This window comes from Methylobacterium sp. 1A (assembly GCF_058072805.1).
This window is the reverse complement of sequence record NZ_JBYQVE010000003.1, coordinates 299,951-321,972: the sequence shown is the minus strand read 5'-3', so window position 1 is coordinate 321,972 and position 22,022 is coordinate 299,951. Positions and strand designations below refer to the sequence as shown.

The 22,022-nt window shown below is 72.1% G+C and carries 22 protein-coding genes; 16 read left to right on the top strand and 6 right to left on the bottom strand.

Translation table 11 applies throughout. The annotated features are described in order from the left end of the window. Positions 1-5: 5 nt before the first annotated feature. On the bottom strand, positions 6-1,289 hold the full coding sequence (locus ACX9MN_RS33085) for an amidohydrolase/deacetylase family metallohydrolase (RefSeq protein WP_447694599.1): 1,284 nt from the start codon (positions 1,287-1,289) through the stop codon (positions 6-8). Between the two features lie 121 nt (positions 1,290-1,410). Here ACX9MN_RS33085 and ACX9MN_RS33080 point away from each other — a divergent pair, with 121 nt between their 5' ends. The 10 genes from ACX9MN_RS33080 (at position 1,411) to ACX9MN_RS33035 (ending at position 11,230) form a co-directional block, all read left to right on the top strand. Further along, entirely contained in the window at positions 1,411-1,938 is a 528-nt protein-coding gene (locus ACX9MN_RS33080; protein ID WP_244539941.1) for a MarR family winged helix-turn-helix transcriptional regulator, read from the top strand. A gap of 360 nt (positions 1,939-2,298) precedes the next feature. Beyond that, the gene (locus ACX9MN_RS33075; protein WP_489726503.1) at positions 2,299-3,063 is read left to right on the top strand and encodes a GntR family transcriptional regulator; all 765 of its coding nucleotides are present in this window, start codon (positions 2,299-2,301) and stop codon (positions 3,061-3,063) included. Continuing rightward, on the top strand, positions 3,060-3,830 hold the full coding sequence (locus ACX9MN_RS33070; RefSeq protein WP_489726502.1) for an ABC transporter ATP-binding protein: 771 nt from the start codon (positions 3,060-3,062) through the stop codon (positions 3,828-3,830). Before ACX9MN_RS33075 ends, ACX9MN_RS33070 begins: the two co-directional genes overlap by 4 nt. Further along, positions 3,821-4,636 (top strand): ABC transporter permease, encoded by an 816-nt coding sequence (locus tag ACX9MN_RS33065; RefSeq protein ID WP_020094477.1) that lies wholly within the window; start codon positions 3,821-3,823, stop codon positions 4,634-4,636. Before ACX9MN_RS33070 ends, ACX9MN_RS33065 begins: the two co-directional genes overlap by 10 nt. Positions 4,637-4,700: 64 nt before the next feature. Next, positions 4,701-5,681, top strand: coding sequence for an ABC transporter substrate-binding protein (locus ACX9MN_RS33060; protein WP_489726501.1), 981 nt, complete (start codon positions 4,701-4,703; stop codon positions 5,679-5,681). Between the two features lie 43 nt (positions 5,682-5,724). Next, positions 5,725-6,729 carry a zinc-binding dehydrogenase gene (locus tag ACX9MN_RS33055; RefSeq protein WP_489726653.1) on the top strand — a complete coding sequence of 335 codons (1,005 nt, stop codon included), beginning with the start codon at positions 5,725-5,727 and terminating at the stop codon, positions 6,727-6,729. 26 nt (positions 6,730-6,755) lie between these two features. Continuing rightward, complete coding sequence (locus ACX9MN_RS33050) at positions 6,756-7,175, top strand: PaaI family thioesterase (RefSeq protein WP_020094480.1); 420 nt, start codon at positions 6,756-6,758, stop codon at positions 7,173-7,175. Next, on the top strand, positions 7,172-7,984 hold the full coding sequence (locus ACX9MN_RS33045) for a VOC family protein (protein ID WP_020094481.1): 813 nt from the start codon (positions 7,172-7,174) through the stop codon (positions 7,982-7,984). The genes ACX9MN_RS33050 and ACX9MN_RS33045 overlap by 4 nt, the downstream gene beginning before the upstream one ends. Further along, positions 7,981-9,504, top strand: a complete 1,524-nt coding sequence (locus tag ACX9MN_RS33040) for a class I adenylate-forming enzyme family protein (RefSeq protein ID WP_489726500.1) — start codon at positions 7,981-7,983, stop codon at positions 9,502-9,504. The genes ACX9MN_RS33045 and ACX9MN_RS33040 overlap by 4 nt, the downstream gene beginning before the upstream one ends. Positions 9,505-9,634: 130 nt before the next feature. Beyond that, positions 9,635-11,230, top strand: coding sequence for an ABC transporter substrate-binding protein (locus tag ACX9MN_RS33035; protein ID WP_489726499.1), 1,596 nt, complete (start codon positions 9,635-9,637; stop codon positions 11,228-11,230). 63 nt (positions 11,231-11,293) lie between these two features. On the opposite strand, the gene ACX9MN_RS33030 is transcribed toward ACX9MN_RS33035, so the two are convergent. The 5 genes from ACX9MN_RS33030 to ACX9MN_RS33010 are packed head-to-tail and all read right to left on the bottom strand — an operon-like array spanning position 11,294 to position 15,555. Beyond that, positions 11,294-11,707, bottom strand: coding sequence for a VOC family protein (locus ACX9MN_RS33030; RefSeq protein WP_012329553.1), 414 nt, complete (start codon positions 11,705-11,707; stop codon positions 11,294-11,296). Positions 11,708-11,744: 37 nt separating this feature from the next. After that, positions 11,745-12,779, bottom strand: coding sequence for a 5-oxoprolinase subunit C family protein (locus tag ACX9MN_RS33025; protein ID WP_056527025.1), 1,035 nt, complete (start codon positions 12,777-12,779; stop codon positions 11,745-11,747). Beyond that, complete coding sequence (gene pxpB / locus ACX9MN_RS33020) at positions 12,772-13,506, bottom strand: 5-oxoprolinase subunit PxpB (protein WP_056527022.1); 735 nt, start codon at positions 13,504-13,506, stop codon at positions 12,772-12,774. The genes ACX9MN_RS33025 and pxpB overlap by 8 nt, the downstream gene beginning before the upstream one ends. Further along, the gene (locus ACX9MN_RS33015) at positions 13,499-14,272 is read right to left on the bottom strand and encodes a LamB/YcsF family protein (protein WP_056527019.1); all 774 of its coding nucleotides are present in this window, start codon (positions 14,270-14,272) and stop codon (positions 13,499-13,501) included. Before ACX9MN_RS33015 ends, pxpB begins: the two co-directional genes overlap by 8 nt. Positions 14,273-14,298: 26 nt before the next feature. After that, a complete protein-coding gene (locus tag ACX9MN_RS33010; RefSeq protein ID WP_103985112.1) occupies positions 14,299-15,555 on the bottom strand; it encodes a Zn-dependent hydrolase in 1,257 nt (418 codons plus the stop codon). A 323-nt stretch (positions 15,556-15,878) separates the two neighbouring features. On the opposite strand from ACX9MN_RS33010, the gene ACX9MN_RS33005 reads away from it, so the two are divergent. From ACX9MN_RS33005 to ACX9MN_RS32980, 6 genes are all read left to right on the top strand, one after another. After that, the gene (locus tag ACX9MN_RS33005; RefSeq protein WP_056527014.1) at positions 15,879-16,685 is read left to right on the top strand and encodes an amino acid ABC transporter ATP-binding protein; all 807 of its coding nucleotides are present in this window, start codon (positions 15,879-15,881) and stop codon (positions 16,683-16,685) included. Positions 16,686-16,719: 34 nt separating this feature from the next. Next, the gene (locus ACX9MN_RS33000; RefSeq protein WP_020094490.1) at positions 16,720-17,403 is read left to right on the top strand and encodes an amino acid ABC transporter permease; all 684 of its coding nucleotides are present in this window, start codon (positions 16,720-16,722) and stop codon (positions 17,401-17,403) included. A 64-nt stretch (positions 17,404-17,467) separates the two neighbouring features. After that, positions 17,468-18,277: a transporter substrate-binding domain-containing protein gene (locus tag ACX9MN_RS32995; RefSeq protein WP_020094491.1), complete on the top strand. Its 810-nt coding sequence runs from the start codon at positions 17,468-17,470 to the stop codon at positions 18,275-18,277. 67 nt (positions 18,278-18,344) lie between these two features. Further along, on the top strand, positions 18,345-19,025 hold the full coding sequence (locus ACX9MN_RS32990; RefSeq protein ID WP_489726498.1) for a GntR family transcriptional regulator: 681 nt from the start codon (positions 18,345-18,347) through the stop codon (positions 19,023-19,025). Between the two features lie 48 nt (positions 19,026-19,073). After that, complete coding sequence (locus ACX9MN_RS32985; protein WP_020094493.1) at positions 19,074-20,240, top strand: M24 family metallopeptidase; 1,167 nt, start codon at positions 19,074-19,076, stop codon at positions 20,238-20,240. A gap of 180 nt (positions 20,241-20,420) precedes the next feature. Next, the gene (locus ACX9MN_RS32980; RefSeq protein WP_091682415.1) at positions 20,421-22,013 is read left to right on the top strand and encodes an ABC transporter substrate-binding protein; all 1,593 of its coding nucleotides are present in this window, start codon (positions 20,421-20,423) and stop codon (positions 22,011-22,013) included. The last annotated feature ends 9 nt before the right edge of the window (positions 22,014-22,022 follow it).

Below are 22,022 nucleotides of genomic sequence, written 5' to 3'. Positions count from 1 at the left end.
CCACCTCAGGCCGCGATCGCCTGGGGCAGGATCGGCGAGTCGGCCTCGAAGCGCTTCCCCGCGCGGAGGCAGAAGGCCGGGCGCAGCAGGCGGTCGGCGATCACCCGCGTGTCCTCGTTGTCGCGCAGCAGGAAGCGGCCGCGATCGTCGTGCAGCACCGAGACGTCGGCCGCGTAGCCGACCTTGAGGGCACCGATCCGGTCGCCCATGCGCAGCATCTCGGCCGGGTGCGACGTCACCATCGGCACCACCTCCTCCAGCGGGATGCCGAGCGCCATCATCGAGCTCATCGCCTGGGTGAGGCTGAACCGGGCCTGCCCGAGGAACGGGTGGTTCTCGTCGTCGTGGTGCTCGTCCGGGGTGCCGGCTGGCTTCTTCACCTCGGGGACCTCGGTGTTGTAGCCGTGCATGTCGGCGCCGAGCGTGTAGGGGATCACGCCGGCCGGCAGGGACGCGCGGGCCACGCGGTAGGAGAAGTGGCTGCCGTGGCCGACATCGACCTTCAGCCCGGCCTCCATGGCCCGGCGGATGATGTGGTGGACCTCGCCCTGCTCGTTGATGAAGCCGCCCGGGTGGCGGGTGAAGGGATGGGCCAGCACGTCGCCGGGCCTCAGCAGCGGGATGACCCGCTCGACGATGGTGTCGGCATCCTCGCCGTTGGCGCCGGATTCCGGCAGGCCCCAGAGCTGACCGAAATGCACGTAGAGCGGCAGGTCGGCGCGGCGGCTGATCTCGGCCGCCATCTCCATCACCTTGATGCCCCAGCGGGCGAAGCCGCCGATCTCGGCGTGGCCCTTGATGCCGCGCACGAGGTCGCGGTTCTCGGTGGCCGACTTCACGGTGGCGTCGATGTCGACGCCGTCCGGGCTGTAGAGGTTCGGGTAGAAATGCCCCTCCAGGCCGCCGACGAGATAGGCCGACAGGAAGGCGAGCACCTGCGTCTCCGAGCGCTCGGCGATGAAGTGGCGGAAGCCCGGCAGGGTCATGCAGGACGGCCCGCCCTGGTCCACCACCGTGGTCACGCCCGAGCGCACGCCGACCATGTCGGGGTTCAGGCCGAACCGGCCGGTGACGTACTGGTAGACGTGGGCGTGGGTGTCGATCATGCCGGGCAGGACGAGCTTGCCCGCGACGTCGACCACCTCGGCAGCGGCCGAGGGCAGGATCGTCTCCGCCACGGCGGCGATGCGCCCGTCCCGCACCGCCACGTCGCGGATGCCGTCGATGCCGGAGGCCGGGCAGATGACCCGCCCGCCCCGCAGAACCAGATCATAGCGGCGATTGTCCATGTCGACCTCGTGGTCCCGGCCGGCGCGCGCCGGCCTCGCCCTTGCCAAAAGCGAAGCATGCTTCGTATTCCGGCGTTGCACACCGCGTGCCAAGGCTGGAACCGTTCTGCGGAGGCGGACGATGGATGAGGTCCCGGATGCCGGCTGCGCGGCGGGATTGGCGGAAGCGGGGACCGCGTCAGGGGCGGCGGACGCCCGGCACTGGCCCCTGGCCGAGCGCCCGGGCTTCCTCGCCCGCCGCATGCACCAGATCCACGTCAGCCTCTTCGCCGAACGCTGTGCCGCGTTTCGCGTCACCCCGCTCCAGTACAGCCTGCTCTCGCTGCTGCGCGATCTGGGGGAGGCCGATCAGACGACGCTCGCGAGCGCGGTCGCCCTCGACCGGACGACGACGACCGGCGCCCTGAAGCGCCTCGCGGCCCGCGGTCTGGTGAGCCGCACGACCTCGCCCCTCGACCGCCGCGCGCAGGTCTGCCGGTTGACGGACGAGGGCGCCGCGCTCCACGGCGCGATGGAGCCGGCGGCGCGGGCGGCGCACGGCCTCACCGTCGAGGCCCTCACCCCGGCGGAGCAGGACACCCTGACCCGGCTCCTGCGCCGCGTCATCGCGGGGCACGAGCACCGGCGCGGCCAGCCCGACATCCTGTAGGGCGTCGCCGTCGCGGCCCGCAGCACGCCTCACTGCTCAAAGAAAACTCAGATCGTTCTGCCTTGGAGTGCCGCGAAAAGCTCTTTCTTCCAACATCTTCGCGAAAATTGGACCCGTATTCCATTTACAGAACGTGGAGCCGTTGCGCATAAATACGGCATGGAATGCCCACAGCGCGCGCTGAGCTGATCACGCGTCGCGTCTGAGCTTCCCACCGCGCGACGAATGCCGGCACCCGACCATCGTTCCGCCCGCCGATGCGCGCGCAGGCGGGCCGGCGCGGGGTTGGCACGTGTCCTGCGTGCGGTGGGCAGCTCACAGCATGCTGTGGGAGCCTCAATGCCCGAACAGCGAGGTGCGATGACGACCCGCGATGACAGGTCCCGGCCCGCTCGCCCGACCGCGACGGTGCTCGCCGTCCCCGACGCCACGCGCAAGGGCAACCAGGCCTACGACCTGATGCGCCGCGAGATCGTCGCCTGCCGCCTCCTGCCCGGCACGCGCTTCACCGAGGCCGAGGTGATGGAGCGGTTCGAGATCGGCAAGGCGAGCTGCCGGATCGCGCTCCAGCGCCTGGCCCAGGAAGGCTTCGTCAGCTCGATGCCGCGGCACGGCTACCGGGTCAGCCCGGTGACCGTGAAGGATGTCGACGAGGTCTTCGCCCTCCGGATGGAGCTTGAGCCCCTCGCGGCGCGGGGCGCCGCCGGCCGCGTGAACCGGGCGCATCTGGAGCGCCTGGAGCAGGCCTGCCGCCGCAAGATCACGGTAGAGATGGGCAACCAGATCGACTTCTTCCTGGAGGCCAACCGGGGCTTCCACCTCGCGATCGCCGCGGCTTCGGGGAACGGGCGCCTGTACCGGACGCTGTCGGGCCTCCTCGACGAGATGACCCGCCTCGTCGCCCTCGGCTTCGGCGTGCAGGGGGTGCGGCCGAACATCGAGAACGACCACACCGCGATGATCGAGCACCTCGTGGCGGGTGACGCCGACAGCGCCGCCCTGGTGGCCCGCCGCCACGTCGAGACGTTCCGCGACATGACCCTGGAGAAGGTCATCGCCAGCCTGCGCGACACCGCGGTGGTGGCGCCGGTGCGGCCGGCCCGGGCCGACGGGGGCGAGCCGTGAACGCCGTTGAGCTCGACCACGTCAGCAAGTGGTTCGACCGGCGCGAGGGCGGGCCGCTCCACGTCCTCGACACCGTCGACATCGCGATCCCGCAGCACGCGATCGTCGCGATCCTGGGCGCGTCGGGCTGCGGAAAGAGCACCCTCCTCAACATGATCGCCGGGCTGGTCGAGCCCGACCAGGGCGCCGTCCTCCTGAACGGCATCCCGTCGCACGCCTTCCGCGACTGGCGGGCCATGACCTACATGTTCCAGGAGGACCGGCTGCTGCCCTGGCGCACGGCCGCCCAGAACGTCGCCTTCGGCCTCGAGGCCGGACGCATGGGCCGGGCGGAGCGGGCGCGGCGGGTCGACGAGACCCTGCGGCTCGTCGGGCTGGAGGCCTTCCGCGACGCCTACCCGCACGAATTGTCGGGGGGCATGCGCAGCCGGGTGGCGCTCGCGCGCAGCCTCGTGACCGAGCCCAAGATCCTGCTCCTCGACGAGCCGTTCTCGAAGCTCGATCCCGAGATCCGCGCGCAGATGCACGCGGAGCTGCTGCGCATCGCCGGCCTGCGGGCGATGACCCTGGTCTTCGTCACGCACGACGTCGAGGAGGCGGTGGTGCTGGCGAGCCGGGTGGTCGTCCTGCACCCGCGGCCGGGCCGGATCGGCACCGTCCGGGCCATCGATCTGCCGTACCCCCGCGACCCGCTCTCGACGGAGGTCGCCGAGGAGATCCGGCGCCTGCGCATCAGCCTCTCCGCCGCGAGCGCGCGATGCTCGTGAAGACCCCGCCGCGCCTGATCCGGCGGACGCGGACGTCCGGTGCCGGACGCCGGGCGGGCGTGCTGCTCCAGCGGCTCGCCCTGCTCGCCCTGGCGCTGGCCGCGTGGCAGCTCGGATCGCTGCACGCGCCGAGCTTCGTCCTGCCGAGCCCCGCGCGGGTCTGGCACACGTGGCTCGGCCTCGTCGCCACGCCGAGCTTCGCCGCCGATCTCGGCATCACGCTGGGTCGGATCGGCGCCGGCCTCGCCTTCGCGGCCCTCGTGGGGCTGCCGCTCGGCCTGCTGCTCGGCGCGAGCCCGCGCCTCGGGCGCTTCTTCGAGCCGGTGCTGACGGTGACCAACACCGTCTCCTCCGCGATCTGGGCGATCTTCGCGCTGATCTGGTTCGGCCTCTCGAACTGGACCACGATCTTCGTGGTGTTCATGACCGCGATGCCGCTGATCCTGACCAACGTCTGGCAGGGCACGCGCACGGTCAGCGCCGAGCATCTCGAGCTCGCCCGCACCTTCCGGATGCCGCGCCGCAAGGTGCTGACCAAGATCTACCTGCCGACGATCCTGCCCGCCTTCTTCGCGGGCGCGCGCCTTGCCATCGGCTTCGGGGCGCGGGTCGTCCTCGTGGCGGAATCGCTCGGGGCGAGCAGCGGCATCGGCTACCGCCTGCGGCAGGCGGCCGACCTCGTCCAGACCGACCAGGTCTTCGCCTGGACCCTCACCCTCGTCGCCCTGATGATCGGGCTCGAGACGCTCGTCCTGAAGCCGGCCGAGCAGCGCCTGTTCGCCTGGAAGAAGGTGGCGCAGCCGTGACGGCCGGCGCCAGCCGGGGACACGCCCGCCGCACGTCCTCCCATCGCAGCTCCTGGAGAACGCCTTGAAACGAATCCGCGCCTTCGCCGTCGCCGCGCTCTGCGCGGTCGGCCTGCCCGGCCTCGCGCGCGCCGAGACGGTTCGCATCGGCTACTGGAGCTCGGGCATCAGCCTCGGCTTCGGCGCCGTGCTGGAGGCCGGCAAGTTCATGGAGAAGGAGGGCCTGACGGTCGAGTACGTCAAGTTCCCGGACGTGAACGCGCCGACCAAGGCCATGGCCGCCGGGGCGATCGATTTCGCGATCGCGGCGAGCGCCGGGACGGCGCTGAGCGTCACCGCCGACGGGCTGCCGATGAGCATCGTCCTGGCGACCCAGGTGGCCGACCTCGACTTCGTCGTCCCGGAGGACTCGCCGATCAAGGCGATGGCCGACCTCAAGGGCAGGAAGATCGGCACCTCGCCGGCCGGCAGCGGCACCGCTGCCATCGCGGCGGCGATCCTGGAGACCAATCACGGCCTCAAGCCCGCCGACTATCAGGCCGTCCCCGGCAACGATTCCCGGCTGGCGCAATTCCTCGTCCAGAAGGACATCGACGCCGCGGCCCTGCGCACCGTGACCCTCGCGCTCCTGCCGGACGTGAAGCTGCGCCGGCTCGGCACCTTCCGGGAGGAGTGGAGGCGCCTCACCCAACAGGACGCGCCGCCGGTCCTCGGCGTCGGCCTGATGCGCAATGCCTGGATGACGCAGAATCCGGATGCGCCCGCCAAGGTCGTGGCCGCGATGCGCAAGGCCTACGCTTTCGGCCAGGCCGACAAGCCCGGCGTGGCCAAGATCCTGAAGGCGGCCGCGAACCTGAGCGACGCCGACGCCGCGGCCTACGCGGGCCTGTGGGACGGCATCTACACGGTCAGCCTGGAGCCCGCCGACATCGCCTCGCTGAAGCGGGAATTCGACGTGTTCAAGGCGGTCGGCGCCGTCCAGGGCAGCCTGCCGGACACGGCCCTGGTCCCCGGCCCCTACGAGCGGTCGAAGTCGATCCCGTAGCCTTTCCGACCTGCAGAAGAGGGTTTCCACGATGGCTCAGACGATGAAGGCGCTCGTGCTGGAGGCGCACGGCGACATCGACACGCTGAAGGTGGTCGACGACTATCCGAGGCCGTCCCCCGGCCCGGGCGAGGTCCTGATCCGCGTCGGCGCGTCCTCGTTCAACTACCACGACGTGTTCACCGTGAAGGGCATGCCCGGCATCAAGGTGCCGATGCCGGTGGTGATCGGCCTCGACATGGCCGGGCAGATCGTCGAGCTCGGCGAAGGCGTCGCGGAGTGGCGCGTCGGCGACCGGGTGCTGGTCAACCCGCTCAACAAGGCCAAGGGCCTGATGGGCGAGATGCTCGACGGCGGCATGGCCGAGTATTGCCGGGTCTCGACGAGCCAGCTCATCGCGATGCCGCCGGACGTGAGCTACGCGGACGCGGCGTCCCTGCCGGTGGCCTACGGCACGGCCCACCGCATGCTGATCACCCACAACACCGTGAAGGCCGGCGACAAGGTCCTGATCCTGGGCGCCAGCGGCGGCGTCGGCACCGGCTGCGTGATGCTGGCCAAGCAGCTCGGCGCCGAGGTGATCGCCTGCGCGGGCAGCGCGGAGAAGATGGCGGCGCTGACGGCCCTCGGGGCCGACCACGTCGTCAACTACCGCGAGACCGACTTCTCCAAGTGGGCGATCCAGCAGTACGGCAAGCCGCAGCGCCGGACCTACGAGGGCGGGGTCGACGTGGTGATCAACTTCACCGGCGGCGACACCTGGGTGCCCTCGCTCAAGTGCCTGAAGCGCGGCGGCACGCTGCTGGTCTGCGGGGCCACCGCGGGGCACGATCCCAAGGAGGATCTCCGCTACATCTGGAGCTTCGAGCTCAAGGTGATCGGCTCCAACAGCTTCTACGACGACAATTTGTCGGCCCTGATGGACATGATCCAGGCCGGCACGCTGAAGCCGACCATCGACAAGCTCCTGCCCCTCGAGGAGGCCGCCGAGGGCCTGCGGATGATCCGCGACCGCGAGGTCATGGGCAAGATCGTCGTCACCCCCTGACACCGCCCGAGGAGATCCCCCAAGCCATGTCCGACACCCCCCTCACCAAGGAGCAGGTCGAGGCGCTGCTGCTGCGCGGCCCGTTCCACCAGTGGCTCGGCCTCTCCGTCGTCGCCGTCGGCGATGGGACGATCGAGCTGAAGGCGACGTGGCGGCCGGAATGGGTCGTCAACGCCGAGCGCGGCTACGTGCACGGCGGCATCCTGGCGACGCTCGTGGATCTCACCGCCGACTGGGCGCTGGTCTCCAAGACCGGCCGCGGCGTCCCCACCGTTGACCTGCGGGTCGATTATCACCGGGCCGCGATGCAGGGCGATCTCACCTGCCGCGGCACGGTGGTGAAGTTCGGCAACCAGCTCTCGGTGGCCGAGGCGCAGATCCTCGACCCGGAGGGGCGCCTGCTCGCGAGCGGCCGCGGCGTCTACATGACGGCGCCGCCGAAATGACCGGACCGGCCCCCGGCGCCCCGGCGGATGGGGCCCTCGACCACGTGGTGATCAACGTGCTGCGGCGGATGGACGAGGCGGCGGAGCTGTTCGCCGCCCTCGGCTTCCGCCTGACACCGCGCGGCCACCACTCGCTGGGCTCCATCAACCACCTGATGATGACGGCCGGACCCTACCTCGAACTCGTCGGCCTGCCCGAGACGGGTCCGCAGCGGCAGGACGTTCTGGACAGCCCGTTCGGCCTGAACGGGCTCGTCGTGGCGAGCCGGGACGCCGACGCGACGCATGCCCGCCTCGCCGCGGCGGGGCTCGCGGCCGGGCCGACCGTCGCCTTCACGCGCCCCGTGACCGTCGACGGCCGCGAGGACACGGCCCGGTTCCGCACGGTGCGGGTGCCGGTCGACCGGTTCCCGGCGGGGCGCCTCTACCATTGTGAGCACCTGACCCCGGATCTCGTCTGGCGCCCCGAATGGCTCGACCATCCGAACGGCTTCACGGGGATCGACGCGCTGAAGATCGAGAGCCCGGCACCGGATGCCGACGCCCGTCTCTACGCCGCCGCGAGCGGTGCGCCGGCCGAGGCCGTGGGTGACGGCTGGACCCTCCGGCTCGGGGAGACGCGGGTCGCGATCGCGCCGGGGCCGGCCGGCCGCTTCGCCACCCTGACCCTGCGCTTCCGCAGCCTCGACGCCCTCGAAGCCCGCGCGGGCGCGCTCCCGGAGGCGGGCTGGGTTCGGCACGGGCCGGGCGCGGCCACGCTGACGCTGCCGACCTTCGACCTCAACCTCCCGTGCAGGGCGGCCCCATGACGCGCGCGGCCACGGCTCCGACCAATCTCGGCGATCTCGTCGACCGGTCCGGGCCGCCGGACAGGCCGCTGATCATCGGCGTCGCCCCCGATGGCGAGCCCGCCGTGATGACCCGCGCCGGCCTCGACGCCCGGGCCGACGCCTTCGCGCGCGGCCTGCTGCGCGGCGGGATCGCCCGCGGCGCGCGGGTCGCGATCCTCGCGGCCAACCGGCCCGACACGATCGCGGCGCTGCTCGGGGCGATGCGCGCCGGCGTGGTCCCGGTCCCGGTCAATCACAAGTTCCCGCCGGCCACGATCGCCGCCGTGCTCGCCGATTGCGGGGCGCGGCTCGTGCTCTGCGACGGCCCGCGCCGGGCGCTGCTGGCCCATCTCGGCCCCGATATCCGGATCGCCGGGTTCGACGATGACGGGCCGGAGGGCTTCGCGGCCTGGCTCGACCCCGGTCCGTTCGTGCCGGTCGTGCCCGAGCCCGACGAGGCGGCCCTGTTCCTCTACACGTCCGGCTCGACGGGCCGGCCGAAGGGCGTGCGGCTGAGCCATGCCAGCCACCTCTGGGTGGCGCGGACCCGCGCCGCGGAGACGGACCTGCGCGACGACCGGCTGCTCGTGGCGGCGCCGCTCTACCACATGAACGCGCTCGCCCTGGCGCTCCTCGTCTGCGCGGCCGGCGCCACGATGGTGCTGCTGCCGCAATTCGAGGCGCGGGCCTACATCGCGGCGATCGACCGGTACCGCTGCACGTGGCTCACCGCCGTGCCGCCGATGATCGCCATGATGCTGCGGGAGCCGGATCTCCTCGCGGAAGCCGACCTCACCGGCGTGCGGACGGTCCGGATGGGCTCGGCGCCGGTCAACGACACCCTCGCCCGGCAGATCCGCGCCCTCCTGCCGAACGCCCGCATCCTCAACGCCTACGGGACCACCGAGGGCGGCCCGGTCGTGTTCGGCGACCATCCGGACGGCCTGCCGACGCCGGTCGCGTCGGTCGGCGTGCCGCATCCCCAGGTGGCGGTGCGCCTCGTCGGACCGGACGCCCCGGAGACCGGGATCCTGCAGATGCGCAGCCCCGCGATCATGCTCGGCTACCACAACCGGCCGGACGTGCCCGTCCCGATCACCGCGGACGGGTTCTACGACACCGGCGACGTCTTCCGCCGCGACGCGGACGGGTTCTTCTACTTCCTCGGGCGGACCGACGACATGTTCGTCTCCGGCGGCGAGAACATCTTTCCGGGCGAGGTCGAGCTGGTGCTGGAGCGCCACCCCGCGGTGCTCCAGGCCTGCGTGGTGCCGGTGGACGACGCCATCAAGGGCACCAAGCCGGTCGCCTTCGTGGTCCGCCGGCCCGGCGCCACCGTCGATGAGGCCGCTCTCAAGGATTACGCGCTCGAACACGCGCCGGCCTACCAGCACCCGCGTCGGGTCTGGTTCGTCGAGGCGCTGCCGCTCGCCTCGACCGGCAAGATCGACCGCGCGGCCCTGCGCCGGCGGGCCGAAGAGGCCGTCCGCACCCCGTGACCGGCCGGGGCGGAACGGCCCTTGCAGGTTGTGCTCCCGCGGACTGCGCCCGCAGAAATTGGCCTCGCACGGAAGGCCGACCGGCGCTCCCGTCCCCGTCCGCCTGACCCGGAACGCCAGGAGTGACCCCATGCTGCGACGAACCTTCCTGGGCGGTGCCGCCGCCGCGGCCGCCGCGCCCTTCCTGCCGGCCCGCCCGGCCCTCGCCCAGGGCGGCCGGGCGAGCGTCCTGCGCTTCGTGCCGCAATCCGACCTCACCATCGTCGATCCGGTGACGACCACGGCCTACGTCACGCGCAACCACGCGTTGATGGTGTTCGACCAGCTCTACGGCCTCGACGCGCAGCTCACGCCGCAGCCGCAGATGGTCGAGGGCCACACGGTCGAGGAGGACGGGCGGCGCTGGACCTTCCGGCTGCGCGAGGGGCTGCGATTCCACGACGGCGAGCCGGTGCGGGGCCGCGACTGCGTCGCGTCGATCCGGCGGTGGGCGCAACGCGACAGCCTCGGGCAGGCCCTGATGGCGCGCACGGACGCCCTGGAGGCGTCGGACGACCGCACCTTCGTCATCCGGTTGAAGCGGCCCTACGGGCTGATGCTCGAGACGCTGGCGAAGCTCGGTCCGCCGGTCCTCGTCATCATGCCCGAGCGCCTAGCCGCCACCGACCCGGCCCAGCAGATCCCCGAGCTGATCGGCTCCGGGCCGTTCCGGTTCAACACCAAGGAGCGGCTCGTCGGCGCCCGCGTGGTCTACGACCGCAACCCGGACTACCGGCCCCGGGAGAACGGCCCGGTCTCCTGGGTGGCGGGGCCGAAGCGTGTCCATTTCGAGCGGGTCGAGTGGCAGGTCATGCCGGATCCCGGCACCGCGGCCGCCGCCCTCCAGAACGGCGAGGTCGACTGGTGGGAGAACCCGATCAGCGATCTCGTGCCGACGCTTCAGGCGCACCCGCAGATCGCCACGCAGCTCGCCTCGCCGCTCGGCAATCTCGGCACCGGCGTGATGAATCATCTCCACCCGCCCTTCGACAAGCCGGCGGTCCGGCGCGTGGTCCTCGAGGCCCTGTCCCAGGCAGACTTCATGGCGGCGGCCGCCGGCGACGATCCCAAGCTGTGGCGCAAGGATGTCGGCCTGTTCACGCCGGGGACCGCGATGGCCACCGATGCCGGGCTCGACGTGCTCACCCGGCCGCGCGATCTCGCCAAGGCCAAGCGCGACCTCGTGGCGGCCGGCTACAAGGGCGAGCGCGTCGTGCTCATGTCGACGAGCGAGAACCCCGTGCTCGGCGCCCTCGGCGAGATCATGCACGACCTGCTCCAGCGCCTCGGGATGAATGTGCAGTACGTCGTCTCCGACTGGGGCACGCTGGTCACCCGCCGCGCCAGCAAGGCGCCCCCCGACCAGGGCGGCTGGAACATCTTCACCACGACCTGGACCGGCCTCGACATGGCCAACCCGGTCGTGGAGCAGGTCCTGCGCTGCGGCGGCGAGAAGGGTTTCTTCGGCTGGCCGGACCTGCCGGAGCTGGAGAGCCTGCGGGAGGCCTGGATCGAGGCGCCGGACCAGGCGGCCCGCAAGGCGATCGCGGCCCGGATGCAAACTCTCGCGATGCGCGACGTGCCGTACCTGCCGACCGGCCAGTACTTCTACCGGACGGCCTTCCGGCGCGACCTTCGGGACGTGGTCGACGGCCAGTTCGTCTTCTGGAACGCCCGCCGCGCCTGACGGACGTCGCGTCCTGGCCGCCCGTCGCCGCTCCGGCGACGGGCGGCTTCGCGGATACGCGCCTCAGTGCGCGAAGACGCCGGCCAGATCCCGGAAACCCTTGATCTCGATCGGATTGCCGCTCGGGTCGAAGAAGAACATCGTGCGCTGCTCGCCGGGCTCGCCGGCGAAGCGGACGACGGGCGGGATGTCGAAGGCGATGCCGGCCGCCTCGACACGGCCGGCGAGCGCCTCCCAGGCGTCGAGCGGCAGCACCACGCCCAGATGCGGCATCATCACCGTGTGGTCGCCGACCTTCCCGCTCCGGGTGGTGGCGAAGGGCTCGCCCAGGTGCAGCGACAGCTGATGGCCGAAGAAGTCGAAATCGACCCAGGTCTCGGTGCTGCGGCCCTCCTGGCAGCCGAGGACGCCCCCGTAGAAGCGGCGCGCCGCGTCGAGGTCGGTGACGTGGTAGGCGAGGTGGAACGGCGTGAGCATCGACGGTCTCTTGCTGGATGGAGGAGGTGCGGCGCCGTCAGGGCGCCGGATCGGGGGCACGCGCCGAGACGACGCCGCCGACGAGGTTGCAGGACAGCAGGAACGCGCTGTCGAGATCGCCGCCGCCGGCCGGCACCAGCGCCGTCAGCCGCGCGGCCAGAGCGCTTCGCGCGGCGCGGGCGATGACCTGGGCCTCCGCGACGGCGACGGCCGCGAACCGGATCGTCTCCCCCGGCCGCACCTGCGCGAGGCGGCCGAGATCCGCCGAGATCACGGTGGCGATCTTCGGGTAGCCGCCGGTGGTGTGGCGGTCGGCCAGCAGGATCAGCGGGCGCCCGTGTCCGGGCACCTGGATCGAGCCGTTCACGATCCCGTCCGAGACGATGTTGAAACCGTCCGCGTGGGCGATCGGCGGCCCGTCGAGGTGGCAGCCCATCCGGTCCGCCCGCGCCGTGAGGGTGTAGGGCTCGGAGAGGAACGTCCGCAGGCCGTCCTCGGTGAAGCCGTCGGCCTGCGGCCCGAGCACCACCCGGATCGGGCCACCGAAGGTCGGCCGGTGGGCCGGCGGCAGGGTCAGCGGACGGTCGCGGGGCGCGGGCGCCGCGAGGGGCAGCAGGTCGCCCGCGGCCAGGGGATGACCGTCGAGGCCGCCGAGGCGGGTGCGGGTGTGCGTCGCCACGCTGCCGAGCATCGGCGCGACGGCGAAGCCCCCGGCGACCGCGAGGCAGGCGCGCAGGCCCTGCCGCGGTCCGCCCAGGACGAGCCGGTCGCCCCGCCGCAGGTCGTGGGCCGTGAACGGGTCGAGGGCGCGGCCGTTCAGGCTCATCGCGAAGGGCGCGCCGGCGAGGGCGACGCGGCAGATATCCGTCTCGCAGGCGAGGGTCGGACCGACCATCGCCATCTCGATCACCGCGGCGTCGAGCGGGTTGCCGACGAGGCCGTTGGCCAGGGCCAGCAGGTCGGGATCCATCGCGCCGGACCCCGAGATGCCGTAGCGCAGGTAGCCCGGCCGCCCGGCATCCTGCAGGGTCGAGGCCACGCCGGGGGCGATGACGCGCAGGCCCTCAGGCATCGATCCGCTCCAGGGTCGCGACGGTCTCGCCGGCGCGGGCGGCCTCGCTGAGGCCGTCGAACGCGGCGCGGTCGATCGGCTCGAACCGGATCAGGTCGCCGGCCGCGAACAGGAACGGCTCGGCCCGGCCCGGATCGTAGGAGCGCGCGGGCGTGCGGCCGATGAGCTGCCAGCCGCTCGGCAGCTCCAGGGGCGGCGAGACGCCGGTCTGGTTCCCGCCGATCGAGACGCTGCCCGCCGGGGTCCTGGGTCGGGGATCGGTGCGCCGGCTCGCGTAGAGCCGGGGATCGAGGCCGCCCAGATAGGCGAAGCCGGGGGCGAAGCCGATCATGTAGACGCGGTAGTCGCGGCCGGAATGAAGGGCGATCACCGCCTCCGGGCTGAGCCCGGCCCCGGCGGCGAGGTCGTCGAGGTCGGCGCCGTGCGCGCCGCCGTAATGGACCGGCACCCGCCAGCGGCGCAGCGAGCCCGCCGCCCCGTCCGGCGGCGGCCAGTGCGCGGCGATCAGCGCGGCGAGGTCGGCCCGGGGCAGCAGGTCCGGATCGTAGAGGACGAGGAGCGAGCGGTAGGTCGGCACGGTCTCCAAGAGGCCCGGGCGCCCGGCGCCACGGAGCGCCGCGTCGAGGGCGATGACCCGCGCGTTGATCGCGGGATCGACCGCGCGGCCGAGCTCCACCGTGAGCGCCCGGTCGCCGCTATCGAGGAGGCGGTAGCCGGGCTCAGACACCGAGCACCTCGGCCATCGGGCGCAGGGCGATCCCCTTGGCGGCGCAGTCGTCGCGCAGGCGGCGCGCCATGGCGACCGCGCCGGGCGTGTCGCCGTGGACGCAGACCGTGTCGATCCGCGTCGGGATGCGCCGCCCGGACAGGCAGGTGATCGCCCCGTCCTCCAGCATCCGCGCCACGCGCTCCGAGACGGAATCGGGATCGTGCAGCACGGCGCCGGGGAGCTTGCGCGAGACCAGGGTGCCGTCATCCGCGTAGGCGCGGTCGGCGTAGATCTCGCGCGCGATCGGCAGCCCAAGCTTCTCGCCGGCCCGCTCGGTCTCCAGGCCGGGCATCACCACGAAGATCAGGTCGCGGTCGAGGGTGCGGATCGCCCGGGCCACCGCCAGAGCGAGGTCGGCATCCTCGTTGGCCATGTTGCCCATGGCCCCGTGGGTCTTCACGTGGCGCACCGGGCAGCCGGCATCCTGCGCCAGCGCCAGCAGCGCGCCGACCTGGTAGAGCACCGCCTTCTCGATGTCGGCGGGGCGCTCGCCGTGGATCGGCCGCCGGCCGAAGCCCCAGAGGTCGAGGAAGCTCGGGTGGGCGCCCGCTTGCACGCCGTTCGCGGCGGCGCGGCTCAGGGTCTCGTGCATCACCAGCGGGTCGCCTGCGTGGAAGCCGCAGGCGATGTTGGCCGAGGTCGCCACGGTCAGCATCTCGGCGTCGTCGCCCAGACGGTAGACGCCGAAGCCCTCGCCCATGTCGCAGTTCAGATCGACGATCATCGGTGCATCCCTTCTCTCGCGCGGGGTCAGGCTTCGGCGACCAGGTGGGCCACCAGGGTGGCGGCGGCGCACAGATCCGCGATCCGCATCGCCTCGTCCGGGTTGTGGCTGCCGTTCTGGTTGCGGATGAAGATCATCGTGCTCGGCACGCCCTGGCCGGCCAGCGTCGCGGTGTCGTGCCCCGCCCCGCTCGCCATCGTGCGGAACGGCGTCCCGAGCCGGCGCGCGTGGCCGGACAGGGCCTCGACCAGCGCGGCGCTCATCCGCGCCGGCGTGCTGCCGGTCCGCTCGCCCAGCACGAAGCGTACCGAGCGGACGGCCTCGATGGCGGCGATATGCTCGGCGAGCGCCGCCTCGACCCGGTCGAGAACGGCCGGCTCGGTGCTGCGCACGTCGAGGCAGAAGCGGACTTCGCCGGGGATCTTGGCGAAGGCGTGCTGAACCGGGTCGGTGGCGACCTCGCCCAGCGTGATCGTGGCCGGGCAGCCCTCCGCCTCCAGCCTGCCCCAGAGCGCGTCCAGGCCGGTGATCAGGTCGGCGAGGGCGAAGACGGCGTCGCTGCGGTCGCCCCGCGCCACGGCGCCGGAATGGCCGTAGCGGCCGAAGCAGGCCGCCTTGCGGTAGCGGAAGCTGCCGCTGATCGCCGTGACGAAGCCCACGGGGAGCCCGGCCGCCTCCAGCGCCGGGCCCTGCTCGATGTGCATCTCGACGAAGCCGTGGATCCGCGCCGGATCGAGGAGCCGCTCGCCCCGCGCCACCGCCCCCGGCCGCAGGCCGAGTTCGGCCATGTGGTCGCGCAGGCTCCGGCCGGTATCGGCGCGGGGCAGGTCGAGCACCTCCGGCGGCAGCAGGCCGAGCGCGGCCCGGCTGCCGACGTAGGAGGCCGGGAACCACACGCTCTCCTCGGCCCGGAACACCGCCACCGTCACGGGACGCGCCGGCACGATCCCAGCCCGGCGCAGGGCCTCCACGGCCGCGAGGCCGCCGATCACGCCCGCCGCCCCGTCGAAATTGCCCCCGTGGGGCACCGTGTCGACGTGAGAGCCGACCATCCAGGGCGCCAGTGCCGGGTCGCGGCCCGCCATCGTCAGGAACAGGTTGCCGGCCGCGTCGGTCTCGGCGGCGAGCCCGAGTGCCAGCCCGGTGGCTCGCATCAGGGCGTGGGCGCGCTCCTCGCCGACGCCGTAGGCCGCCCGCGTCACGCCCGGCGCGTCCTCGCTGAAGCTCAGGAGCTCGGCGAACAGGCCCGCGCAGAGATCCGGATCGATCGCGAGCCGGGTCATGCCGGCTGCCGCGCGGGTCCGACCCGGTCCATCGGCTGAACAATGAGGCACGCGCCCGGCGCAGTCGCGAAGGGAATACCGGGATCCGGAAGTTCGATGACCATGTCGGAGGCAGCCATGCTCAAAAATACCGCTTGAATGCCGGCGGTATACCGGTTCTGCTAAGGCATCCCATCCGATTTGGCAATGTAAAACGTCGGCGGATGGAAAATTAAATCTCTATATTGAGAGATTTTATGAACGATAAAACAGCAACATAATGCGATCTGCGTGCGGATCTAAGCATCGATCCGCGAAGCGGCTGCAAAACATCAGGTTTAACGATGGCTCAGACCGAGACGGCCGCGCCCCCGCTCCTGAAGATCAGGAAGCTGCACAAGAGCTACGGCACCAACGAGGTCCTGAAGGGCATCTCCCTCGACATCCGAGAGGGCGAGGTCGTGTCGATCATCGGTGCGAGCGGCTCGGGCAAGAGCACGTTCCTGCGCTGCCTGAACCTCATGGAGACGCCGACCTCCGGCTTCATGGATTTCGAGCGCTTCGCCTTCGACTACGAGCAGGGCGCCCGCCGCCAGCCGACGCCGCAGCAGCTCTGCGAGTTGCGGGCGCGGATCGGCATGGTCTTCCAGAGCTACAATCTCTGGCCGCACATGACCGTGCTGGAGAACGTCATCGAGGCGCCGATCCGGGTACGTCGGATGCCGCGCCGGCAGGCCGTCGCGGAGGCGGAGGCGCTGCTCCAGCGCATCGGCCTCTACGAGAAGCGGCACGCCTACCCGTCGAAGCTCTCGGGCGGGCAGCAGCAGCGCGTGGCGATCGTGCGCGCCCTGGCGATGGCGCCCAAGGTGATGCTGTTCGACGAGGTGACCTCGGCCCTCGATCCGGAGCTGGTCGGCGAGGTGCTGGCGCTGATGGGCTCCCTCGCGGCGGACGGGATGACGATGCTGCTCGTCACCCACGAGATGGCCTTCGCCCGGGATGTCGGCACCCGCACCCTGTTCTTCGACGGCGGCGTGATCGCCGAGGACGGGCCGCCCGACGCCATCATCGGCGCGCCCCGGAGCGAGCGGCTGCGCCAGTTCCTCCGGCGCGTCCTGCACCAGCCCGCCGCGCCGGGACAGACGGCGTGAGCCGCCGGCCCATCACCGGGGAGAAGGGACAGCGATGAGCGTCGCGGCGTTGCAGGAGTGGTGGCTCACCCTCTCGGACGAGGTCGTCACCTACGGCCCCGGCTTCCTCTCGGCGACCCTAGTGGTGCTCGGCGTCACGGTGGCGAGCATCCTGGTGAGCTGGGCCTGCGGCCTGCTCGGGGCGCTGGGCAAGCGCTCGTCCTTCGCGCCCTTCCGGGCGCTGGCGAGCTTCTACGTCTGGTTCATCCGCGGCACGCCGACCCTCGTGCAGGTCTTCATCGTGTATTTCGGCATGCCGCAGGTCGGGGTGAAGCTCTCGCCCGTGACCGCCGGCATCATCGCGCTGGGTGTCAGCAGCGGCGCCTACGTGGCCGAGACGATCCGGGCCGGCCTCGCGGCGATCCCCCGGGGTCAGGTCGAGTCGGCGCTGGCGCTCGGCATGAACCCGCGGATCATGATGGTGCGCATCGTCCTGCCGCAGGTCTTCCGCATGATCCTGCCGTCGCTGACCAACGAGGCGATCTCGGCGGTGAAGAATACCTCGCTGCTGTCGACGATCACGGTGGTGGAGCTGACGCTCTACGCGCAGCTCATGATCGCCACGACCTTCCGGCCGTTCGATTTCTACATCGCGGCGGCGCTGATCTACCTCGGCCTCACGTCGATCCTGTCGCAGCTCTCGGCCTATTTCGAGCGGCGCTACGCCCGCCTGTCCTGAGCCCCCCGCCGCGGGACGGGCCGCGGCCGATCCTTCCCGCCCCGTCCCGAGACCGGAGATCACCATGAACCGCCGCCACGTCCTCGCCCTCGCCGCCCTCTGCGCCAGCCTCGGCGCAGGGATCCTCGCCGCCCCCGCGACCCGCGCGGCCGAGGGCAAGCTGGAGCTGATCGAGCCCGGCAAGCTGATCGTGGCGACGGACAGCACCTTCGCGCCCTTCAGCATGCGCACGCCGAGCGGCGAGCTCGACGGGCTGGAGGTCCGGGTCATGCGCGAGGTCTGCCGCCGGCTCGGGCTCGAGTACAGCCCGGTCAACATCAAGTTCGACGCCCTGCTGGTGGGCCTGATGGCCGACCAGTACGACATCACCAGCGAGTCGATGGACATCACCCCCGCCCGGCAGAAGCAGGTCGCCTTCGCGGACGGGTGGCTCGAATCCGGCGCGCGGATCGTCACCCGCAAGGATACCGGCATCAAGGGGCCGGCGGATCTCAAGGGCCGCAACGTCGGCGCCCTCTCGGCCTCGACCTTCGGCAAGCTCGCCGAGGAGAACGGCGCCACCCTGAAGAGCTACAAGACGGCCGCGGACGCCATGCAGGACCTCGTCGGCGGCAACATCGACGCGGTGATCAACGACGCGGTGGCCGGCAACTACGCCATCAAGGCGCGCAAGCTGCCCCTGGTGATGATCGAGACCCCGCTGAGCACGGTCCAGAAGGGCTTCGCCATCAAGAAGGGCAAGCCGAACCTGCACGCCGCCGTCAACAAGGCGCTCGGCGAGATGGTCGCGGACGGTACCTACGCCAAGCTCGTTACCCCGCTGATCGGCTATGATCCGGCCCCGAAGGAGCCGATCCGCACGCCCGCCATGTGAGCGGGCACGGCGGACGCGCGAGAACAAGAATGGGGAGCGGCTGAGCCGGCCGCTCCGGGAGGACACCATGAAGACCCTCGACGCCGCGTCGTACACGACGGCGCTCAGTGCACGGCGCGAGCAGAGCCTCGGCCAGATGGCCTACGACCGCCTGCTCGACATGCTCGTCAGCCGCGACCTTCCGGCCGGCACCGTGCTGCACGAGCGCCGCCTCGCCGAGATGCTCGACATCTCCAGGACCCCGACCCGCGAGGCGATGTCGCGGCTGGAGACCGAGGGGTTGATCGAGCGGCAACCCGGCGGGATGCTCGTGGTCAAGGAATTCTCCCTGCGCGAGCTGATCGAGATCCTGCATGTCCGCCGCCTGCTGGAGCGGGAGAGCGTCGCGCTGGCCACCGGCCGCATCGCCGACGCGGTGCTGGCGGACCTGCAGCGTCAGATGGAGGCACTCTTGGCGGCGGGCGACCCGGACGCGCCGGGCAACTGGGAGGTCGACCGGCGCTTCCACGACCTGATCGCGGAGCACAGCCAGAACGCGACCCTCGCCAAGACGATCAAGGACCTGCGGCTCAAGACGCAGATGTTCAACCTAAGCCGGATGCCCGAGCGGTTCGAGGCGGTCCATCGCGAGCACCTCGCGGTGGTCGCCGCCCTGCGGGCCAAGGACGCGGCGGCGGCGGCGGACGCGATCGCGGCCCATCTCGAGAATTTCAAGCAGGGCATCATCCAGCGCCTGAGCGAAGTCTGAGCGAAGTCTGAGCGAAGTCTGAGCGAAGTCTGGGACGAGGGCGGCGCGATGCACGAGTTCACGGAGCTGCGCGGCCGCGAGGCGGCCTTCCCGGAGGCGGAGTTCGCCGCCCGGCAGGCGGCGGCCCGGGCCGCCATCGCGGGTGCCGGCCACGACGCCCTCGTGGTGACCGGCCCGGAGACGATCTACTGGCTGACCGGCCGCCAGACGGCGGGCTACTTCGCCTTCCAGGCACTCCTCGTGCCCGTGGACGGCGACCCGGCCCTCCTGGTCCGGCAGCTCGAACTACCGGGCGCGGCCGCCAACACGTGGCTCGACGACATCCGGGCCTACCCGGACGGCGCCGACCCGGCCGCGGCCCTGGCGGCCCTCGTGCGCGGGCGCGGGGTCGCCCGGCCGGCCCTGGAGCGGGACGGCTGGTTCGTCGCGCCGGCGCTCGCGGCGCGGATCGACGCCGCCCTCGGAAGCGGCCCGCTGCCCGACGGATCCGGCCTCCTCGCCCCCCTGCGGGCGGTGAAGTCGGCGGCCGAACTGGCGGCGATCCGGGCCGCCGCCCGGTACGCGCAGGCCGGTCTCGCCGCGGGGCTCGACGCCTGCGCGGCCGGCACCGACGAGAACGCCGTCGCCGCCGCCATGCTGGCGGCCGCAACGGCCGCCGGATCCGAGGCCATGGCGATGGAGCCGCTGGTCGCGTCGGGACCGCGCAGCGGTCTGCCGCACATGACGTGGCGGCGCCGCCGGCTGGAGCCGAGCGACGCGGTCTTCCTTGAGCTCGCCGGCAGCCACGCCCGCTACCACGCGGCGCTGATGCGCAGCGTCTGGATCGGCCCGCCGCCGGCCGAGGCGCAGCGGATGATGGACTGCGCCCTGCGCGCCCTCGACGCGGCGCTCGGCGCGATCCGCCCCGGCCATCCCTGCGCCGCCCCGCACGCGGCGGCGCAGGCCGTGATCGACGCGGCGGGCTACGGCCCGGCCTTCCGCAAGCGGATCGGCTACTCGATGGGCGTCGCCTTCGCGCCGGACTGGGGAGAGGGTGCCCTGCTCTCGCTGTTCACCGGACAGGACCGGCCGATCGAACCCGGCATGGTCTTCCACCTACCGGCCACCCTGCGCCGCTACGGCGCCTGGACGGTCGGCGCCTCGGAGACCGTCATCGTCACCGCAGACGGGGTCGAGCCCCTGTCCGACCTGCCGCGCACCCTGTCGGTGCGGTGAGGCGTTGCTTTCACAAGCGGAGCTTGAACTGACGGGCCGCCGTACCGCTCCCGCGGTCGCGGACTGGTCGGCGACGCCGAGCGGGAGCCGGCCCCATTCCTGCAAGCGATGCCGGGCCGGGCTTCCCGCGGGGACCCGGCCCACCGGTGCGTGGTGCCGGAGCGGAGCGGGAGGTCTCGGATGAAGCGACGCACGCTGTTGCAGGGAGCCGGCGCCCTCGTCGCCGGCGCCGTCGCGGCGCCGGCCCTCGTCCGCGCGGAGGCGGCCCGGACCCTGCGCTTCATCCCGCAGCAGGATCTCGTCACCCTCGATCCCGTGACGACCTTCGCGTACATCACCCGCAACCACGGCTACATGGTCTTCGACACGCTCTACGGCATGGACGCGGCCTATCGCGCCACGCCGCAGATGGTCGAGGGCCATCGGGTCGAGGCGGACGGGCGCCGCTGGGACTTGATCCTGCGGGCGGGCCTGCGCTTCCACGACGGGACGCCGGTGCTGGCCCGCGACTGCGTCGCGTCGCTGCGGCGCTGGGCGAAGCGCGACCCGTTCGGCGGCTCCCTCATGGAGGCGACCGACGAACTCTCCGCGCCCGACGACCGGACGATCCGGTTCCGCCTGAAACACCCGTTCCCGCTGCTGCCAATCGCGCTGGGCAAGGCGTCCGTCCCGGTCTGCGCCATGATGCCGGAGCGCCTCGCCGCCATCGACCCGTTCCAGCAGGTGCCGGAGCTCATCGGCTCGGGACCGTTCCGCTTCAAGCCCGACGAGCGGGTGCCCGGCGACCGCGTCGTCTACACCCGCTTCGAGGACTACGTGCCGCGCCCGGACGGCCCGCTGACCTGGACCTCGGGTCCGAAGGTCGTCCATTTCGACCGGGTCGAGTGGCGCGTCATCGGCGACACCTCCACGGCGACCTCCGCGCTGATCGCCGGCGAGGCGGACTGGCAGGAATACGCCTCGCACGACCAGATCGCGCTCCTGCAGGCGGCCAAGGGCGTGAGCACCCGCGTCCTCGACCCGACCGGCTTCGTGACCATGCTGCGGGTCAACCACCTGCAGCCGCCCTTCAACAACCCGGCGATCCGGCGGGCTCTCTGGGGCGGGATCGACCAGACCGCGTGCATGCAGGGGGTCGTCGGCGTCGAGGATCCCGGCCTGTTCCACGTGCCCCTCGGCTTCTTCTGCCCGGGCACGCCGATGGCCTCGACGGACGGGTTGCAGCCGCTCACGGATCCGCGCGATCCGGCGCGGGTGCGCGCCGATCTCAAGGCGGCCGGCTACGGCGGCGAGACCGTGCTGCTGATGGTGCCGTCGAACTCGGCGCCGCTGCTGGCGCTCGGCCAGGTCGCGGCCGACCTGCTGCAGCGGGTCGGCATGACGGTGGAGGTCTACGCGGTCGAGTTCAACGCGATGCTGCAGCGGCGCAACCGAAAGGGGCCGGTCTCGGAGGGCGGCTGGAGCGCCTTCGTCACCAACTGGTCCGGCATGGATTGGCTGAACCCCGCGGGCTACATCGCCCTGCGCGGCACCGGCGAGAGCGGCTACGCCGGCTGGGCCACGACCCCGCGGATCGAGTCCCTGCGCGACGCGTGGCTCACCGCCCCGGACGAGGCGGCGCGTGCCGCCCTGTGCCGGGACATCCAGCTCCAGGCGATGCAGGACGTGCCCTACTACCCGCTGGGCCAGTACCTGCAGCCGACCGCCTACCGCTCCCGCCTCACCGGGATCCTCGACGGGTTCCCGACGTTCTGGAACGTCCGGCCCGCCTGAGGGGGCGAG

Coding starts and splice junctions, on each gene's coding strand:
- ACX9MN_RS33085 (WP_447694599.1), bottom strand. CDS start 1,289: ATGGACAATCGCCGCTATGATCTGGTTCTGCGGGGCGGGCGGGTCATC.
- ACX9MN_RS33080 (WP_244539941.1), top strand. CDS start 1,411: ATGGATGAGGTCCCGGATGCCGGCTGCGCGGCGGGATTGGCGGAAGCG.
- ACX9MN_RS33075 (WP_489726503.1), top strand. CDS start 2,299: ATGACGACCCGCGATGACAGGTCCCGGCCCGCTCGCCCGACCGCGACG.
- ACX9MN_RS33065 (WP_020094477.1), top strand. CDS start 3,821: ATGCTCGTGAAGACCCCGCCGCGCCTGATCCGGCGGACGCGGACGTCC.
- ACX9MN_RS33055 (WP_489726653.1), top strand. CDS start 5,725: ATGAAGGCGCTCGTGCTGGAGGCGCACGGCGACATCGACACGCTGAAG.
- ACX9MN_RS33050 (WP_020094480.1), top strand. CDS start 6,756: ATGTCCGACACCCCCCTCACCAAGGAGCAGGTCGAGGCGCTGCTGCTG.
- ACX9MN_RS33045 (WP_020094481.1), top strand. CDS start 7,172: ATGACCGGACCGGCCCCCGGCGCCCCGGCGGATGGGGCCCTCGACCAC.
- ACX9MN_RS33040 (WP_489726500.1), top strand. CDS start 7,981: ATGACGCGCGCGGCCACGGCTCCGACCAATCTCGGCGATCTCGTCGAC.
- ACX9MN_RS33035 (WP_489726499.1), top strand. CDS start 9,635: ATGCTGCGACGAACCTTCCTGGGCGGTGCCGCCGCCGCGGCCGCCGCG.
- ACX9MN_RS33030 (WP_012329553.1), bottom strand. CDS start 11,707: ATGCTCACGCCGTTCCACCTCGCCTACCACGTCACCGACCTCGACGCG.
- ACX9MN_RS33025 (WP_056527025.1), bottom strand. CDS start 12,779: ATGCCTGAGGGCCTGCGCGTCATCGCCCCCGGCGTGGCCTCGACCCTG.
- ACX9MN_RS33015 (WP_056527019.1), bottom strand. CDS start 14,272: ATGATCGTCGATCTGAACTGCGACATGGGCGAGGGCTTCGGCGTCTAC.
- ACX9MN_RS33010 (WP_103985112.1), bottom strand. CDS start 15,555: ATGACCCGGCTCGCGATCGATCCGGATCTCTGCGCGGGCCTGTTCGCC.
- ACX9MN_RS33005 (WP_056527014.1), top strand. CDS start 15,879: ATGGCTCAGACCGAGACGGCCGCGCCCCCGCTCCTGAAGATCAGGAAG.
- ACX9MN_RS33000 (WP_020094490.1), top strand. CDS start 16,720: ATGAGCGTCGCGGCGTTGCAGGAGTGGTGGCTCACCCTCTCGGACGAG.
- ACX9MN_RS32995 (WP_020094491.1), top strand. CDS start 17,468: ATGAACCGCCGCCACGTCCTCGCCCTCGCCGCCCTCTGCGCCAGCCTC.
- ACX9MN_RS32990 (WP_489726498.1), top strand. CDS start 18,345: ATGAAGACCCTCGACGCCGCGTCGTACACGACGGCGCTCAGTGCACGG.
- ACX9MN_RS32985 (WP_020094493.1), top strand. CDS start 19,074: ATGCACGAGTTCACGGAGCTGCGCGGCCGCGAGGCGGCCTTCCCGGAG.
- ACX9MN_RS32980 (WP_091682415.1), top strand. CDS start 20,421: ATGAAGCGACGCACGCTGTTGCAGGGAGCCGGCGCCCTCGTCGCCGGC.